A 15,446-nucleotide genomic window follows, 5' to 3' on the forward strand; every position below is an offset into this window, starting at 1 on the left:
GAGGAGCAGGGGAGCGGGGGAGCTGAGGAGAATTTACTTCTATCTCCCATTGCCAATACCCCATCCGTTACATCCGCTACAAAATCCGCTGCCACTACCTCTGTCGAGCAAGTGTTAGCCCGATTCCAAGTTTTGAGTGCTTGCTTTGTTGCCTTTGCTCACGGTTCTAATGATGTGGGAAATGCGATCGCTCCCTTAGCCGTCATTGCCTATATCATTCGTACTGGTGCTGTTCCCCTAACTGGCTTTAGCGTTCCGTTATGGATTCTTGTTCTCGGTGGTAGTGGTATCGTTGCGGGTTTAGCGGTTTGGGGCAAAAAGGTAATCGCTACGATTGGAGAAAATATTATCCCCTTGCAACCGAGTAGTGGATTCTGTGCTGAAATCGCTACGGCTACCACAATCTTACTGGCATCCCGTTTTGGGTTCCCCGTTTCTACCTCTCACGCCTTAGTCGGCGGCGTTGTTGGTATTGGACTTATTCAAAACTGGCGGCGGGTTCGTTTTCAAACTATTAAATCCATTGCTCTCGCCTGGATTGTGACGTTACCTGTGGCGGCGGGCTTGGGGGCAACAATTTTTGTCGGTCTGCGTGTATTTTTTAGGTAAAGTGTGTTTGAGGCGTCGGCACAGACTTTTATGAAACCAGGTTCTGTTCTGCCAAGAGAGGTTAAACAATGGGGCAATCGGACAAGCAACCCGAAAACTTTGAATCCGGAGATCTGCGGACAGTCGAAGATCTCCTCAGCGCGATGACGGAGAGTATTGAGGGAATTGAAACCTTGCGGCACAGTCTCGTTATTCAGTTTTCGCAAGATATCGAGCGACTCCGGCAGGAAAAAGTCGAGTTGCTTGAAGATGTTGAAACTTTAAAACTCCAGCGTCAGGAGCAGATGACGCAACAGCAACAGACAGTCTTGCAAATCGCTCCGACTTTAGTCAACCAACTCCACGAGTTACTGACACAACACTTCAATCAGCTTGCAGAATCCCAAGGGGAAACAGGGGCTGACAGTGCTATTGGCGATCGCACTGAAACCATTTACCAACGGATGGCATCTCTAGATGCTACCCTCCGCTCGACTTTTCAAGCACTGCAACAAGACTTAAGCAGCTATCAAAGTTCCATTTCCCAGCAGTTGAGCCAGATGCATAGTCTCGAACAGCAAGGAGAGGCAATTTTAGAGACACTTGTCAATCGGCTCAAAGCAGAAATTCCCCCGGAATCGACGACTCTTCACAACTTTTCGGAGGCATCCCCTCGCCCCCCCTTACTTCCTCCAGACGACGAGTCTCCAGAAAATCAAAACGGTAGGGTAATGATCACTTATCCTACCAAGCAATCCCTGCCTGATACCGTATCCGCTCCCGAGCCAAAACCCCCTATGACTCTTTCTCAGCCCCAAACTGTAAGGAAACGGTTCATTGGGTTGTTACTTGTCCTACTTTCCTTGTTAGCACTCGCATTTGAAAACGTCCTTGTCCATATTATTTTCAACTCATCTCCACTTACTGGAGTTTCTGCTCCTATTGGCGGCTTTATCGTCCCAACTGTGGGTAATACCTTACTCATTTTATGGCTGCGGATGCTGGTAATCGTGCCGCTGATGGCAATTTTTGCAACGGGATTCTACCCATTTATGTGGCGAGATATTCAGCAATTTTTGCGATCGCAGGATTGGGGTTTATTTGCAAACTTGGTAGGCAGTGGTTTTTTGCTGTTTTTATCCAAGGTACTGATTTTTCTAGCATTGGGTTCAATTGCACCTGGGGTAGCTGTGACGGTTTTCTTTATTTACCCAATTGTGCTTTTGCTATTGGGCGATCGCTTCAACCGATTTAGTAGTTTCCTAATTTTCAGTAGCGTTATGGTTGGCTTTGTGCTGGCTACCCTGCCGACGGGTGGCAGTGGAGAACTTTCGAGAGTGGGTGTTACTGTTGCTGCTGCTTCTGGAATTACTTTCGCTCTACATCTGTTGCTGATGCAACTGTCTGCAAAAAAGCTTCACCCTATTCCTATCCTCTGGCTCAACTTAGCTATCGTTCTGATTGTTTCTGCGTTTAGTTTAGTCATACCATTACCCCCATCGTGGAGTTTTGAAGTCGAACCCAGCTTATGGTCTAGTGTAATCATTAGCGGTTTAATGTTGGGAGGTGTCACCCTCTTAAGTTATGTTTTTAATTACTTAGGAATTGCCCGACTGGGTGCAGCTAGTGCCTCAGTACTAGGAGCAACGCTACCTGCTCTAACTGCACTTGTCGCATTGATACTCGTTCAAAGTACCATGCAGCTCTGGCAAATTTTGGGGATGGTGTTTGTGACAGTGGGAGTGGCTGCCCTGGGTTTCGAGCGATCGCGCCATCCGAGTCAAAAGAAGCGATCGGGTTAATGGGGATAATTCTGTGACATTGGGGAGAGAAAACAGAACGGCATGACTATCTATTTTTACGGCACTCGCGAGAAACCCTACGGTTGCTTCTCCAACTTTTCATCCCACGGCTTCGAGTTGGATGGGGTTTGGTGGCACACCAGCGAACATTACTTCCAGGCTCAGAAATTTGCCGGAACCCCCCATCTTGAGCAAATTCGGCAGGTAAAAACTCCCAAGGATGCTGCCTCAATGGGACGCGATCGCTCCCGTCCCCTCCGTCCTGATTGGGAACAGGTTAAAGATGATATTATGCGCAAAGCAGTACTGTGTAAATTTGAAACCCATGCCGATATCCGCGAGATACTGCTTTCTACGGGGGATGAGCGAATTGTTGAGAATTCTCCCATTGATTATTATTGGGGTTGCGGTGCCGATGGTAGTGGGCAAAACAGGCTCGGACAGATTTTAATGGAAATTCGAGAACGATTGGGCGATCGCTCAGAGCATTAGTTCAGTAGACATAGTTGACAAAGAGAGTAAACTATAAATTAGGTAGAAGTCCTAGCAGATTGCGACCATAGCTTAAATCATTGGCATTCTACTGAGTCATATTAAAATAATTAACAAGTGTTGTACTAGGGAGCATTCACCTGCAACCAAGCTGTTAAATCCGATACATTGCCAAACCCTAATACTGCCTCCCCCAGATTTTCCAATTCTTGAGAGGATAATCCCCGAATCCGAGTTATGACATCAGGCGTAACCTCACCTATACGCCGTTCCAGCAAACGCAGGATTAATGTCAGTTGACCTTCTTTAATGCCTTCTTGTCTACCTTCTTGTTTACCTTCCTCTATACCTGCTTGTCTCCCTTCCTCTATACCTTTAAGAATAGCCCCCCGCTGGTCTTCCATAAAGATTTCGCGTTTTTCCAAGTCTTCCAACTCTTGAGGACTTAAATTCGCTTGATTTGCAATTCTAAACGCTTTCTGAATTTCTGGGACAGTTTCCATCATGTTTGGGATAGCATCTAAATTTGGGGTATTTTTCATAAAATAAATCCATTTCTCTGTCAGAGTGGTTAACTCATCTAACTCCTTGTCAAACTTGGGTAACTCCACAAATACCAACTCAATTTCAGGATTGGGATAGTCAAAGAGTTCCTCACGTTCTTTTAAAACAAAATGAGAAATTACCGCTTCAGTACTCTCAAACATCTCAAAATCAGTAATAGTCAGAGCAATCACAGGATTTAACTTCGAGTATCCTTCTCCAGATTTAAGTTGGGTAGCATAGGTTTTTGCCGCGTTATAAATTACTCGTTTTTCAAATGCCGCAACATTGAGTACTTGCATTTCAATAATGACTGTCTTGTCACCCGTAATTTGAGCTTTAACATCTAGGTAGCTATCCTTAAGACTTGTGATGCTAGCCGCCGAGTAGGGGTCAATAATGTCTAAGTCTTGGATGGTGGATTGCCCTGCGTAGAGTAAAGCATTCAAGAAGCTGATCAGAATATCCTTACTATCAGTGGAGCCAAATATTCTTTTAAAGGCAAAATCGGTTTTAGGGCTAATAAATCTCATAGATAGTTTAGAGAATAAAATACTAGAGGCAATTTTTATATTAAAACCAAACAGTCCTATTTCTATTAAAAAAGGCAACGCCCAATCGCGCTGCCCCAAAAATTGTCACCGTGAAAGGAATAATCAAGTCATAGAGGCTACACGATCGCTGCCATCTTCACGTCGTTATTCGCTAAGAGTTCTTGCAGTTCCTCAGCATCCACGGTTTCCTTCTCAATCAGCATACCGGCTAATTGGTCGAGGATGTACTTGTTGCCAACTAACACCTCTTTAGACCGTTTGTAAGCCTCATCAACAAGGCTGCGGACTTCTTCATCAATGGTTGCCGCAGTCGTATCGGAGAAATCTCGGTCTGACGCAATCTCCCGACCTAAGAACATATTGCCATTCTGCCGCCCCAGCGCCACAGGACCGAGGCGATCGCTCATCCCAAAACGAGTCACCATCTGCCGCGCCACACGAGCCACTTGCTGCAAGTCATTGGAAGCACCTGTAGTTACTTCTTCTTCACCGAAGATAATTTCTTCAGCAACCCGACCCCCTAACGCTACTGCCATTTGATTTTGCAGGTAAGAGCGGGAATATAACCCCGAATCCATCCGGTCTTCACTCGGAGTAAACCAGGTTAACCCACCCGCACGACCGCGAGGGATAATGCTGATTTTCTGCACTGGGTCATAATCAGGCATCAACGCACCGACTAAAGCGTGACCGGCTTCGTGATAGGCTACCAGCGTCTTGCGCTTCTCGCTCATCACCCGGTCTTTCTTCTCCGGTCCTGCCAACACGCGATCAATGGCGTCATTCACCTCATCCATCGAAATTTCAGTGAGGTTGCGCCGTGCGGCTAAGATAGCTGCTTCGTTGAGCAGGTTAGACAAATCGGCACCGGTGAAGCCTGGAGTCCGACGGGCAATCTTCTCTAAGTCCACATCCTTCGATAGCGTCTTGCCCCGTGCGTGAACGTTAAGAATTTCCAAACGTCCCGCATAATCAGGACGATCCACAACCACCTGACGGTCAAAGCGACCGGGGCGTAGCAGCGCTGCATCCAGAACGTCAGGACGGTTGGTAGCAGCAATAATAATAATGCCCGTATTGTCCTCAAAACCGTCCATCTCGGTCAGCAACTGGTTGAGGGTTTGCTCTCGCTCGTCATTACCGCCACCCAAGCCAGCACCCCGTTGACGACCTACGGCGTCAATTTCATCGATAAATACGATACAGGGGGCATTGGTCTTAGCTTGCTCGAACAAATCGCGGACACGGGACGCACCGACACCGACGAACATTTCTACAAACTCAGAACCCGAAATGGAGAAGAAGGGTACGCCTGCTTCCCCAGCAACAGCACGAGCTAGGAGGGTTTTACCCGTTCCTGGAGGTCCGACTAACAGAACGCCTTTCGGAATTTTGGCACCAACGGCAGTGAAGCGGTCAGCATTTTTGAGGAAGTCAACCACTTCGTTGAGTTCCAGTTTGGCTTGATCGATGCCAGCGACATCTCCAAACGTTACTTGGGTTTGTGGTTCCATCTGCACTCTGGCTTTGGACTTACCAAAGTTCATCGCCTGAGAGCCAGGACCGTTTTGCGCCCGCCGCAGCAAGAAAAACAATCCCACCAATAGCAGTACTGGGAAGAAGAGGCTGCTGAGTGCTCTGAACCAGAAGCCGTCATCGCTTTGGGGTAGAACCTGAATGTCTACCCTATGCTGGGTGAGAATGTCTATTAAATCTGGATCGTTGGGCAGGTTGACTAAAAATTGATTTCCGTCTTGAGCCGTGACCAGTGCTTTGGTGCGGTCCGCACTGAGTTTGACAATTTCAACCTTTTCGCTTTTAACCTTGTTGATGAACTCGTCGTATCTCCAGGTCTCCCTACTTTGAGAGGGTTTGTCTAAAAATGCTGTTGCCAAGGCAATTACTACTATCGCTAGTAGTGCGTACAGCCCAGCATTTCTCCACTTTTTATTCACTAGTGATTTCCTCCTAAGACTTAGGATGTGAGGACTCGAATAGGCTTCTTGTATTAATTAATGTTAACGTCTATCAGGATTAATTGCCGAAGTTGGTTCCTCATAAAGCGTTTGTCGATCCAATTTTCCCTTTACATGGTAATATATAAGATTAATCTTGTGTAAGTTTCGGAGAAAACAGAACTCGCAAGGGGTCGATATAACTGCAAAAAGCAGGATACCGCAAGGGCTGATGGGAGTTGAGGATGGTGTGGATAGGAATGACTTCCATAACACTGTTAGTGTAGGCGATCGCTTCAAAGCCCTTTACGAGTTCCCTGTCCCAAGGCACCTCTCCCACCACCACACCCTGTTGCTGTAGCCAGTAAATCAATTGCGATCGCGCCACTCCTGGTAAAATACCCACTTCTACAGGTGGCGTCCACCAGCAGTCATCCTTCCACCCCCAGAGATTGCCTGTACTAGTTTCTAACCAATGACCCGCATCATTAACTAAGATGGCTTCCTTGGCTCCCATTTGCAGCGCTTTCTGGAGAGCTAGCCATCCTCCTAAGTAGTTGCCAGTTTTGTAAGTCGGTAATGAACGGCGGCATTCTGGAGTATCTGCCAACCATGCCGTTACCCCCTCCTGTTGACGTTCTATTAAATCGGCGGGTAAATTTCGCCCAGTAATCCACTCTCGCCCATCGGGAAAAATTACAATTCTCAGTACTGGGAATAAGGATAGTAACTGCTCTGCACCCTGCCGCACCCGTTCCCAGTCCGGGAACTGCCAACCAAACGCTTGCAAGCTGTGATGCAGGCGCGAATAATGAGCATCCCAATTAGTCAGGGGGTGTGCTAGGGACTGCTGGTAAACTCGCAGGGTGGTAAATACTGTGGCACCGTAAATTAAGCCAGGGTCATCAATGGCAAGTTCTATGCGATTACCCTCGATTAGCTCACCATCATACCAGAAACAGGATTGGGACATAGATTGACTATAGAGAACAGGCGAGACGCCTGTTCTACGGAATGGGTGAATGGTTCTATAAAAGGAGATATTACAAGCTATTGCCAATCAGGATAAAGGGTGCCCAGTAATAAGGATGGGAAAAGTCAGACTTAGTAGTGGTAGCGCTTTGACTGCCAAGGCGGGGTTTCACCTCAACGGTGGCACGGGAATCGGTATTATTTGTTATAGTTATGCGCTCGCTTTTCATTAAACTTAATTGTGCCTGACGCAATGCTTGGGCTTTAGTAACGGGGGATTTTATTGTATTTTTGGATAAATTGTTATAAAACTGTTCCATTAATAGGCGTGTACTTTCGTCATCAACTCGCCACAGAGATGCCATCACTGCCTGAACTCCACCGTTGATAAAATAGGAACTGAGTCCGGCAATCTCTGTACCATCTTGTCCGGTATCTCCCAATGCTGTTTCGCAGGCAGACAGGACGACTAAATGAATTTTGCCTAAATCTCGTAGAGTTTGAATATCAGGAATGGGGAGTTTTTCGCCGTTACCCAGTAATAAATAGGACTCGTAGGCGCTACCGGGAACAAACTGCCCATGGGTGGCAATATGCAAAATTAAATGACCCGCTAAATTATCTCGTAAAGCTTTATAGTCAAAGGCTTTATTGAGAAATTCCAACCCTGGATAAATGCCGATGGGATCGGAGGAGGATTGGCGAACAATCGCATCTAGTTCTGCGGGTACGTTCGGCAGAGGATTGAATCCAGCTACCGCGTCGGATAGTCCGAGTGCTAAAACTGGGTTGTTTTCGGTTCCGGGAGGCAAGCGATCGCCCATTTGGGTTAAATTGGCTGAGATGATGGTGGAGATGTTGTAATTTTCTACCAGATAGTTTTCCCCATCAAACACCGCACCCATGGGAATATACCGGGTAACATGGTCGAGGGAGAAGATGAGGTTTTGAATTGGGTTTTCTTTGAGTTCTTTTTGCAGGGATTCGGGAATTAGCCAGTCGTAGAGTTGTTTCCCGGTTGCCTTGAGTTCAGTGATATCAGACTTGGGGTTTTGCAGGAGTTGGCGAAACTTTACCACAGTTTCGCTCAATTGTCGCATTCCCACTTCAGGAACTTCTATACTTTTAGTAATTCCACCAGATGCTGCCCATAAAATCCAAAGTTTGTCTTCGAGGACTAAGGGATAAATTAGGATAGTTCCGGGTTGTGCCGAGACAATTTCTTCAGCATTGCCTCCTAGTATGGTAGGGTCAAGGAAGGTTTTATCGGTGGCAAGGCGGCTGCGAGTTTCTTGTTCAAGCGATCGCACGGTATCTTCAAATTCCTTGGCGATAACTTCACGCTGGTCTAACAGTTGGCTTTTTTGTTCGCATTGTGTTTGTTGACACTGCTCAATTTTCTGTCCCAAAGCAATTAGAGTGCCGTGAATTTGGAGAATTTCTGCTTCGGTGGGGTTGGTGGTAATGTCAGAGGTTTCTTTACCTCCGGCGCGAGTATCTCTGGTAAAGTCGCGTAATTCTTGAACTTTCAGGAGTTCTAAGACTTGTTGTGCTTCGAGGATGCGTCCTTGGGAGAGTAATAAGTCGGCTAAACGGCGATAGGTGTCGGCGACCGTTTCAGTATAAGTTTTTTGTTCTTCAAGAGTTAGTGTATTGAGGTCTTGCCGAATGGCTTCGGTGATATTTATAGATTCTTTGTAAAAGACAATGGCTAGTTCTGGTTGATTTTGTTTCTCTAGTAAGGCACCAATATTGCTAAGAGTGGTTCTTTCTGCCGGACGAGCGCTAATTTCCCTGTGAATGGCTAAACTCTGCTGATAAAATTCTAGAGATTTGTCATAGTTGTTCAAATTTTTATAAACTGTGCCAATGCTATCGAAAGCGTTACCTTCACCAGCGCGATCACCGATTTTTTGGAATAAAGCCAAAGCTTGCTCTAAAGATTGTAAAGCTTGGGAATACTTACCCAACTTATTATATATGAATCCCTGATTGTTTAGAGTTACTGCTGCACCTGCTTTATGGGCAATTCTTTGGCGAGTGGCTAAAGCCTGTTGATAGAAATCTAGAGCTTGACTATATTTCTCTAGCTGACTATAGGTAAACCCAATGTTATGAAGAGTAGCTCCTTCGCCTCGATAATCGTTAATTTCTCTGAGAATGACTAAAGCTTGCTGATAGTATGAGAGTGCTTGTTCGTACTGACCGAGCTGTGTGTAGACTCCTCCAAGATTGTTGAGAATAGACCCCTCTTCCCTACATTTTTTCAAGATTTGGAAAATGGCTAAGGCTTGCTTATAGAATTCTAGGGCTTTGGAATACTGTCCCTGATTCTCGTAAAGTAAGCCAAGGTTATTGAGCGTGCGTCCCTCCCCGATACGATCACCCAATTCCTGACGAATCGCCAGCGCTTGTTGATAAAATTCAAGAGCTTGGTTGTAATTGCCCTGCTGATAATAAATAGCACCTATGCTGTTGAGGGTACTACCAGCGCCAGTGTTGTCACCGATCTCTTTACGAATGGCTAGAGCTTGTTGATAAAAGTTTAGAGCTTCAATGTACTCACCCAGACGGTCATAAGTTGCTCCAATTTTGTGGAGGGTTGCCCCTTCAGCAGAGTGATTATTTATCTGCCTGTAAATAGCCAGAGCTTGTTGATAAGTCTGGATAGCTTCTCGATAGCGACGATCACGATACTGCTGGGTAGCTTCTTCATAAAGTTTTTCAGCCTCAACGTTTTGGCTTTGACTTGTATGCGCTTGTGCGATCAGAGGCTTAAAGTCAAAGGTAAAAGCAAAGAGAGGATATATCAGAGATAACAGCAGTGTTGCAGTAATGAGACAGAGATGGTTAGAATGCGATCGCATAGAAAGACCCCTTCATCAGATGAGAATCTAGTATTCAGGGAGCTTATCTCAAAGGCTCCTTATTCCCTTTGTTTCGGTGGAGAACTGTCATCATCATCAGTGAGTACTATGCCACTGGCAACTTCTCCAAGTTCTGCACAAACTACCCCTTTGACATCTTGAACAAACTCAAGTTTTTCAGCTTGCCGATAAAACCCCTGCGCTAGGTTATCTTCACCTAAAATTTCGTAAACCTGAGCGATTGCTCTAGGAATTTTTAATTCTTCTTGCAGCCAGCAAATTTTATCACTTTCCTTAAGTTTTGCAAATTCTTGCTGATAGTGCCTTAGAGCTTGTTCATAAGACTCTCGAGATTTTTCAGGCTGACTTAAGTTTTGATATACGAAACCTAAATTCTTTAAAATTAAGGTTTCAGCTCCTTCAAGACTGCTTTGATCCATAAAACCTCCGCACTTGTTCCGTGCGCCAAAATTGGACGAATAAAGTGTAGATACTCCCAGATTTTGAACTTTAGGATATGCTGAACTACAGCTATTGTCTAATTCCAGAGCCACTTCTTTGCTAAAGGCTAATGCTTTCTCAAATGTCTCTAATGCTTCTGGAAATTGTCTATTTATGGCTTGTATAGAACCCCAATCGTTCAGTGCCCGAATTGAGGGTTCAAAATTGCCTATTTTTTTACCAATAGCCAAAGCTTGTTGAGAGGAATCTTGCGCTCGTTCATTTTGACCGAGTTTGCGATAAACCTGACTTAGACTCATGAATATATATTGCCGAGTCAGGCTCATGGGATAAGATTGGTTCTCAGAAGAGCCAGAGCTTTCTTTTCGGTTAACAGCTAGAGCTTGCTGATAGGATTCCAATCCTTGCTCGTACTGACCTAATCTCTGATAGACTCTACTCAAGGTAATGAGAGTTGCGACTCCACTACCATTACTCTTTCGATTAATAGTTAGAGCCTGTTGATAGAACTTTAGCGCCTGCTCATAGTTACCTTGTTGTTCGTAAATCGCACCAATTCTTGTAAGAATATAGGGTTCCCTAACAGGAGAAAGCCCCTCTTGCGGAGCCGCTTTGCTAACGGCTAGTTCTCGACTAATGGCTAAAACCTGCTGATAGAACTGTAGCGCCTGCTCATACTGTTTTTGCTGTTCATAAATCTCACTAATATTGAGCAGTATAGATTGTTCCTCAATGTGATCGCCAACTTTTCTGTTAAACGCTAGAAGTTGCTCTAGGGTCTTTAACGCTTGGTCAGGATGACCTAGCCTATTATAAACATTACTAATATCTTTGAGGAGAAAAAAGTAGGGTTTCCCACAGGGTTCATCAAGTTCTTTATTAATGGCTATACTTTTTTCCAATCCCTCTAAGACTTGGTCATACCGTCCTCGCACTCCATAAACTGAACTAATTTTGAAAACGGTTTCTTGTTCCTGACAATGATCGCCAAGTTCTCGATCAATAGCCAAAACCTGCTGAAAGGATTTCAGCGATTGGTCATACTGCCCGAGATACCCATAAATCTCACCAATCATGAAGGTGAGATCCCTTTCCTGACGACGATAGCCTAGTTCTCGATAGATTGATAGGATTTGTTGAAAAGATTCTAAAGCATTCTGGCGTTGAACTTCACTATTGCCGAATAGACCTTCACGAAATTGGGTTTTAGCCTCCTCAAGTAGCTGATCTATTTCAGCTTGACGGTCTTGAGCTGTCTGTGCCTGTGCCTTCACAGGCTTAAAGTTAGGGGTAACAGCTAACAGAGGAGAAGTCAGCGACAGCAACAGGGTTACAGTAATAAAACCGAAATGCTTAGGACGCGATCGCATAGGATATACCCTCCAGTAGTACCTTAACCAATTACCCACTCACCTTACATATATATCTCTACACTGACATGAGGATATGCAAAACCTTTGTCTTTTGCTAACAAAGTTTACTGATGGCTGAAATAGGGTAGCTGAGGGACTAGTGAGATCGCTCTGACAACATTGACTGGACGGATTGTACCGGATATTGAGAATGTTCAACTTCATACCATCTGGGAAATTACTTCAACGAGCTAACCCAAACCATTTCTGCTGAGGATTTGGGACAAGCGCGAATTCACTTGGATCAGGCTCCCAGTGAGGTGAAAGAATTAGCACAAACCTTTGATAAGATGCTGCTTCGCCTGTTTGATGCCTGGGAGCAGCAACGGCTTAATCTAGAACCTCTTATTCTCAATGACTTGGTGGCAGAGGTGGTTGAGATGGCTAGGCAGTACAGCGATCGCATCCGGGTCAAGGTAGTGTGTTTACAGTAGTCCTACCTGCCTCAAGATCTCAAGAAATTATCTCCTAGGACAGGCTCGCAGACAAACGAGAACTTTAAAAATTTAAAAAAATTTACATGAGCTTACAGTGATGGCATCATTGTCATCCATCCCACTACCTTTTTGCCGCTTTTAAAGATCAGCGCGTCAGCCAATCCTAAATAATGAGCGATGATTAATAGTAAAAAGGTTTGAACCCTAGCGGATTCAAGGGCGTCGGGGCAATCTCCAAAGTCCATACACAGTACTGTGGTACGATTCCAGATTTCTCTACTTAGCTTGCAATCCTTGGGAAGAAAAGATACTAGAGAGCGAAATCGGTTCAGTGCGGCTTTCTCGAAGTCGGCACTTGTGTAATTCAGTGGAGAGTATTGATCTGCCATGTTTCCTCCTATTGGCTCTCCCATCTCCAAGATAATCGAGTCCACTCCTCTCTTCCTTAGGGAGGCAAAAAACTTTACGGACGCGGGAGGGGAATTTAAGTTCTCCGACACCCGACACCCAACACCCTGATTGACTGACAATCACTTCATGCGCCCTCACCCCCAACCCCTCTCCCCAAGGGAGAGGGGTTGGGGGTGAGGGCTTTCTAGGCATCTGCTAAAACGAGCGCTTTCTCTCAAAAATTTCATCCTGAAATTGCTTCAAATCCCAAACGGTTCCAAAGAAAAGCTCTGTACAAGCGTTGTTTGTAGTACTCCCTCTTCACTCGGTTGAGTCATATCGATCAAAACAACGGCATTACGTTGATTGGGAGATAATCGCACTTCTCGAATGGAATAGTTCCTCACGGCATCCCGATAGTTATTGAGATTGCCAAGTGTGAGCTGACGATAGTTGTAATTAATAATCAGTCGCATAGCGGCACGATCCACAGGAGAAGAGCCACCTGACAAAACGGATGGAATATATCGTTGCTCTAGACGAATTTGTAACGGTTCAGTTTGCTTATTTAAACGAAAATTTACTGTTTCAGTTTCGTTGGGAGTTCGTTGCCGAGAAATAACTGGGAGTTGAATGCCGACTTTCAGCCGATTCAACTCTAGGCGCTGCCTCAGCATTAATGTTTTTTCCAGCAAGTCATTTTCAGCCGCTTGGTTGCTGAGGTTGTAGGCGGAGCGATCATATTCAGTTTCCAAGCAACCATTTCTGACACAGGAACTGTTTGCCACATTAATAATTTGGATTTGGGCAGTCGGAACATCCGTAACGGGATTGCGGGAACTCTCCAGATAGATATAGTGACGGCTATCGGTAGAGAAGCCTGCCATTCGCTGAGACGCTTTGAGGACGGTTGCCAATCCTTCTGAGCTACAGGAAAAGATGATGCTAAGGGTAAGAGGAAATGCAACTAAAGGAAAATAGTTCATCTAGAATTTAATGATTTCAATTCAATTAAAAAGAGGATTCTTACACTAAAACTTTTCTATAAAAGATTATAGCTCAATCATTTATGAAGCTATTGATGCTTGGTTTCTCTGGAACTCCTGCATTCTTCTGTAAAGCCCATTCCCTCAGTTTTTCCGGACGCCGTGAGTTTTAGCCAGAAGGTAAAGAAAGATAGATGCACCCTGATGGCTACCCTCAGCGCTTCCTTCTCCTTCGCGCTGGGGGTTTTTCGTGGCTGGGGATTAGGGCATTTTTTCAATAGCACTCAATAGGAGTATTGCAATAGATATCTCCGAAAATTCTCCGAAGCTGATATTAGCTGATAGCTGACGGGACAACCTGTAAAAGGTAAACAGATATCCAGAGTATGCCAACGTGCTTTCGTTGGCATGGGTGTGGGCGCACGTCTATGCGCACCCACAGGTAAGAAATTTTTAAGCATCAGGATGCAACCCAAATACCTCTGTTCGTAAGTCAGAACGATGTATTATATTACCCAGATTGCTCAAACTTCTAGTTTCGAGCCGCCTGCTCCGAACTTTTATCAGTCCAATCATCCGTTATGGACATTTCAACCTGAGCTAATTATTGTATGTCTTTTTGTCTGGTTTTTAGCTTTTATCATTAAAGGCGGTGAAAATTAGCCTGCATAGGCAAGTTTAATTTATGCAACTTTAAGCTTGAGATTGTGGGGATAGATTTGCCAAAATGGTATGCTCCTGGTGATTCGTCTGTAGTACAATCCCAATCACCAGATTGTGTCATATAAAGTGACAATGGGTGCATGAATTGAAAATATAGGAGATTATGACAACATCAACAATTCGGATTTTGGCTCGCCTGGTGGCGCTTCCTGGGAAGGAAGATGTCCTGAAAGCTCTATTACTAGAACTGGTTGAGGCAACTCGCAAAGAAACAGGTTGTATTACTTACGAACTACTACAAAGCCCTGCCGTTCCCACGGAATTTGCTTTTGTTGAGGAATGGGAAAACGAGGAGGTATGGAAGTTACATATGGACTCATTCCATGTTGAGCAAGCATTTCGGGAAGGAGAAGCTTTGTTTGCATCACCCCCTGATATTCGCCATTACGAGTTGTTGGCGTAGAATACACTTTCTGAGTACTTAGCGAGTTTTTATCCCACCCTTAAAAGAGGTGGGTTTTCAACTTCGCTTTTTTTGGGGAGCCATCGCAACTTTTTAAAACCTATACAGCTCATCGATAAACCCTGAACTTATGTCATCCTGAACGGAACACAGTGTACTGAAGCATATCAGAGATTCTGACGCTCCTTACATCGCTATCGCTGCGCGTCACGCTTCCCTCAGAATGACGGTCTTAAGCTGTTTTTAGTATAGACAGTTGGGATGCCTCAACCCAACCCATAATTGTTATTTTGCTTTTGTAGCAAATACTTTACCGTCTCGATAAAATCTCTGGGGTGACAGGATTTCGCCACGTAAGCATCTGCACCTTGCTTGCTTCCCCAGTAAAAATCACATTCTTCTTCCTTATTAGAATACATCAACACCGCTGGTTTCTGATTTTTAGAGTTCGATTTGAGTCTCCGACAGACTTCGTAGCCGTTCATGCGGGGCATGATAATATCCAAAATCACCAGAGTCGGACAATGATTCTGGGCTAGTTCCAGAGCTTCAACACCATCATTAGCAAAAATCACGTTGAGTCCCATGCTTTTGAGTTGTTTAGAGATGATCTGCTTTTGGAGCGAGTCATCTTCAACCACCAACACTGTATCCATAACTACTTATCCTCAACCTCTTCAACCCTTATCTAAGAGTCACTACACCGATCCGATTTTTTTGGTCAGTTAATGAATTTGCAAGTAAGCATTGAATCAAGCCTATGCTTGGAATTATAAAGATAGTATGAATTAATAGTTGCACGAATCAATAAAATCTATAAACTATTATGTAAGCTTTTGTAACTGCTTCACCTTATCTCC

General features: G+C 44.8%; 13 protein-coding genes. 5 read left to right on the forward strand and 8 right to left on the reverse strand.

All coding sequences use genetic code 11. The features are described from left to right. The 3 genes from IQ257_RS25050 to IQ257_RS25060 all read left to right on the forward strand — a co-directional run. A partial coding sequence (locus IQ257_RS25050; protein ID WP_193933291.1) for an inorganic phosphate transporter occupies positions 1-609 on the forward strand: 609 nt, incomplete at its 5' end. Between the two features lie 68 nt (positions 610-677). Continuing rightward, positions 678-2,390 (forward strand): EamA family transporter, encoded by a 1,713-nt coding sequence (locus IQ257_RS25055; RefSeq protein ID WP_193878978.1) that lies wholly within the window; start codon positions 678-680, stop codon positions 2,388-2,390. A 42-nt stretch (positions 2,391-2,432) separates the two neighbouring features. After that, positions 2,433-2,882, forward strand: a complete 450-nt coding sequence (locus IQ257_RS25060; protein WP_193878975.1) for an NADAR family protein — start codon at positions 2,433-2,435, stop codon at positions 2,880-2,882. 125 nt (positions 2,883-3,007) lie between these two features. Here IQ257_RS25060 and IQ257_RS25065 read toward each other — a convergent pair whose 3' ends face one another. The 5 genes from IQ257_RS25065 to IQ257_RS25085 form a co-directional block, all read right to left on the reverse strand. Further along, the gene (locus IQ257_RS25065; RefSeq protein WP_193878973.1) at positions 3,008-3,958 is read right to left on the reverse strand and encodes an Rpn family recombination-promoting nuclease/putative transposase; all 951 of its coding nucleotides are present in this window, start codon (positions 3,956-3,958) and stop codon (positions 3,008-3,010) included. A 137-nt stretch (positions 3,959-4,095) separates the two neighbouring features. Continuing rightward, complete coding sequence (ftsH3, locus tag IQ257_RS25070) at positions 4,096-5,934, reverse strand: ATP-dependent zinc metalloprotease FtsH3 (protein ID WP_193878970.1); 1,839 nt, start codon at positions 5,932-5,934, stop codon at positions 4,096-4,098. 151 nt (positions 5,935-6,085) lie between these two features. After that, the gene (locus IQ257_RS25075) at positions 6,086-6,907 is read right to left on the reverse strand and encodes an aminotransferase class IV (protein ID WP_193878959.1); all 822 of its coding nucleotides are present in this window, start codon (positions 6,905-6,907) and stop codon (positions 6,086-6,088) included. A gap of 70 nt (positions 6,908-6,977) precedes the next feature. Then, on the reverse strand, positions 6,978-9,773 hold the full coding sequence (locus tag IQ257_RS25080) for a CHAT domain-containing protein (RefSeq protein ID WP_193878957.1): 2,796 nt from the start codon (positions 9,771-9,773) through the stop codon (positions 6,978-6,980). A gap of 59 nt (positions 9,774-9,832) precedes the next feature. Beyond that, positions 9,833-11,605, reverse strand: a complete 1,773-nt coding sequence (locus IQ257_RS25085; RefSeq protein WP_193878955.1) for a tetratricopeptide repeat protein — start codon at positions 11,603-11,605, stop codon at positions 9,833-9,835. A 260-nt stretch (positions 11,606-11,865) separates the two neighbouring features. On the opposite strand from IQ257_RS25085, the gene IQ257_RS25090 reads away from it, so the two are divergent. After that, complete coding sequence (locus tag IQ257_RS25090) at positions 11,866-12,081, forward strand: hypothetical protein (RefSeq protein WP_228061009.1); 216 nt, start codon at positions 11,866-11,868, stop codon at positions 12,079-12,081. Positions 12,082-12,173: 92 nt separating this feature from the next. Here the strand turns inward: IQ257_RS25090 and IQ257_RS25095 are convergent, their stop codons facing one another. Together IQ257_RS25095 and IQ257_RS25100 are read right to left on the reverse strand one after the other, a co-directional pair. After that, positions 12,174-12,473 (reverse strand): hypothetical protein, encoded by a 300-nt coding sequence (locus IQ257_RS25095; RefSeq protein ID WP_228061010.1) that lies wholly within the window; start codon positions 12,471-12,473, stop codon positions 12,174-12,176. Between the two features lie 261 nt (positions 12,474-12,734). Then, the gene (locus IQ257_RS25100; RefSeq protein WP_193878953.1) at positions 12,735-13,460 is read right to left on the reverse strand and encodes a DUF2259 domain-containing protein; all 726 of its coding nucleotides are present in this window, start codon (positions 13,458-13,460) and stop codon (positions 12,735-12,737) included. Positions 13,461-14,286: 826 nt separating this feature from the next. On the opposite strand from IQ257_RS25100, the gene IQ257_RS25105 reads away from it, so the two are divergent. Further along, positions 14,287-14,586 carry a putative quinol monooxygenase gene (locus IQ257_RS25105; RefSeq protein WP_193878951.1) on the forward strand — a complete coding sequence of 100 codons (300 nt, stop codon included), beginning with the start codon at positions 14,287-14,289 and terminating at the stop codon, positions 14,584-14,586. Positions 14,587-14,852: 266 nt separating this feature from the next. Here the strand turns inward: IQ257_RS25105 and IQ257_RS25110 are convergent, their stop codons facing one another. Next, complete coding sequence (locus tag IQ257_RS25110) at positions 14,853-15,242, reverse strand: response regulator (protein WP_193878949.1); 390 nt, start codon at positions 15,240-15,242, stop codon at positions 14,853-14,855. Positions 15,243-15,446 lie beyond the last annotated feature (204 nt).

The organism is Coleofasciculus sp. LEGE 07092, assembly GCF_015207375.1.
Taxonomy (GTDB): Bacteria; Cyanobacteriota; Cyanobacteriia; order Cyanobacteriales; family Coleofasciculaceae; genus LEGE-07092.

Bases quoted from the DNA above. Each gene is read 5' to 3' on its own strand.
- IQ257_RS25100 (WP_193878953.1), bottom strand. From the start codon at position 13,460: ATGAACTATTTTCCTTTAGTTGCATTTCCTCTTACCCTTAGCATCATC.
- IQ257_RS25095 (WP_228061010.1), bottom strand. From the start codon at position 12,473: ATGGCAGATCAATACTCTCCACTGAATTACACAAGTGCCGACTTCGAG.
- IQ257_RS25055 (WP_193878978.1), top strand. From the start codon at position 678: ATGGGGCAATCGGACAAGCAACCCGAAAACTTTGAATCCGGAGATCTG.
- IQ257_RS25060 (WP_193878975.1), top strand. From the start codon at position 2,433: ATGACTATCTATTTTTACGGCACTCGCGAGAAACCCTACGGTTGCTTC.
- IQ257_RS25105 (WP_193878951.1), top strand. From the start codon at position 14,287: ATGACAACATCAACAATTCGGATTTTGGCTCGCCTGGTGGCGCTTCCT.
- IQ257_RS25080 (WP_193878957.1), bottom strand. From the start codon at position 9,773: ATGCGATCGCATTCTAACCATCTCTGTCTCATTACTGCAACACTGCTG.
- IQ257_RS25110 (WP_193878949.1), bottom strand. From the start codon at position 15,242: ATGGATACAGTGTTGGTGGTTGAAGATGACTCGCTCCAAAAGCAGATC.
- IQ257_RS25085 (WP_193878955.1), bottom strand. From the start codon at position 11,605: ATGCGATCGCGTCCTAAGCATTTCGGTTTTATTACTGTAACCCTGTTG.
- IQ257_RS25075 (WP_193878959.1), bottom strand. From the start codon at position 6,907: ATGTCCCAATCCTGTTTCTGGTATGATGGTGAGCTAATCGAGGGTAAT.
- IQ257_RS25065 (WP_193878973.1), bottom strand. From the start codon at position 3,958: ATGAGATTTATTAGCCCTAAAACCGATTTTGCCTTTAAAAGAATATTT.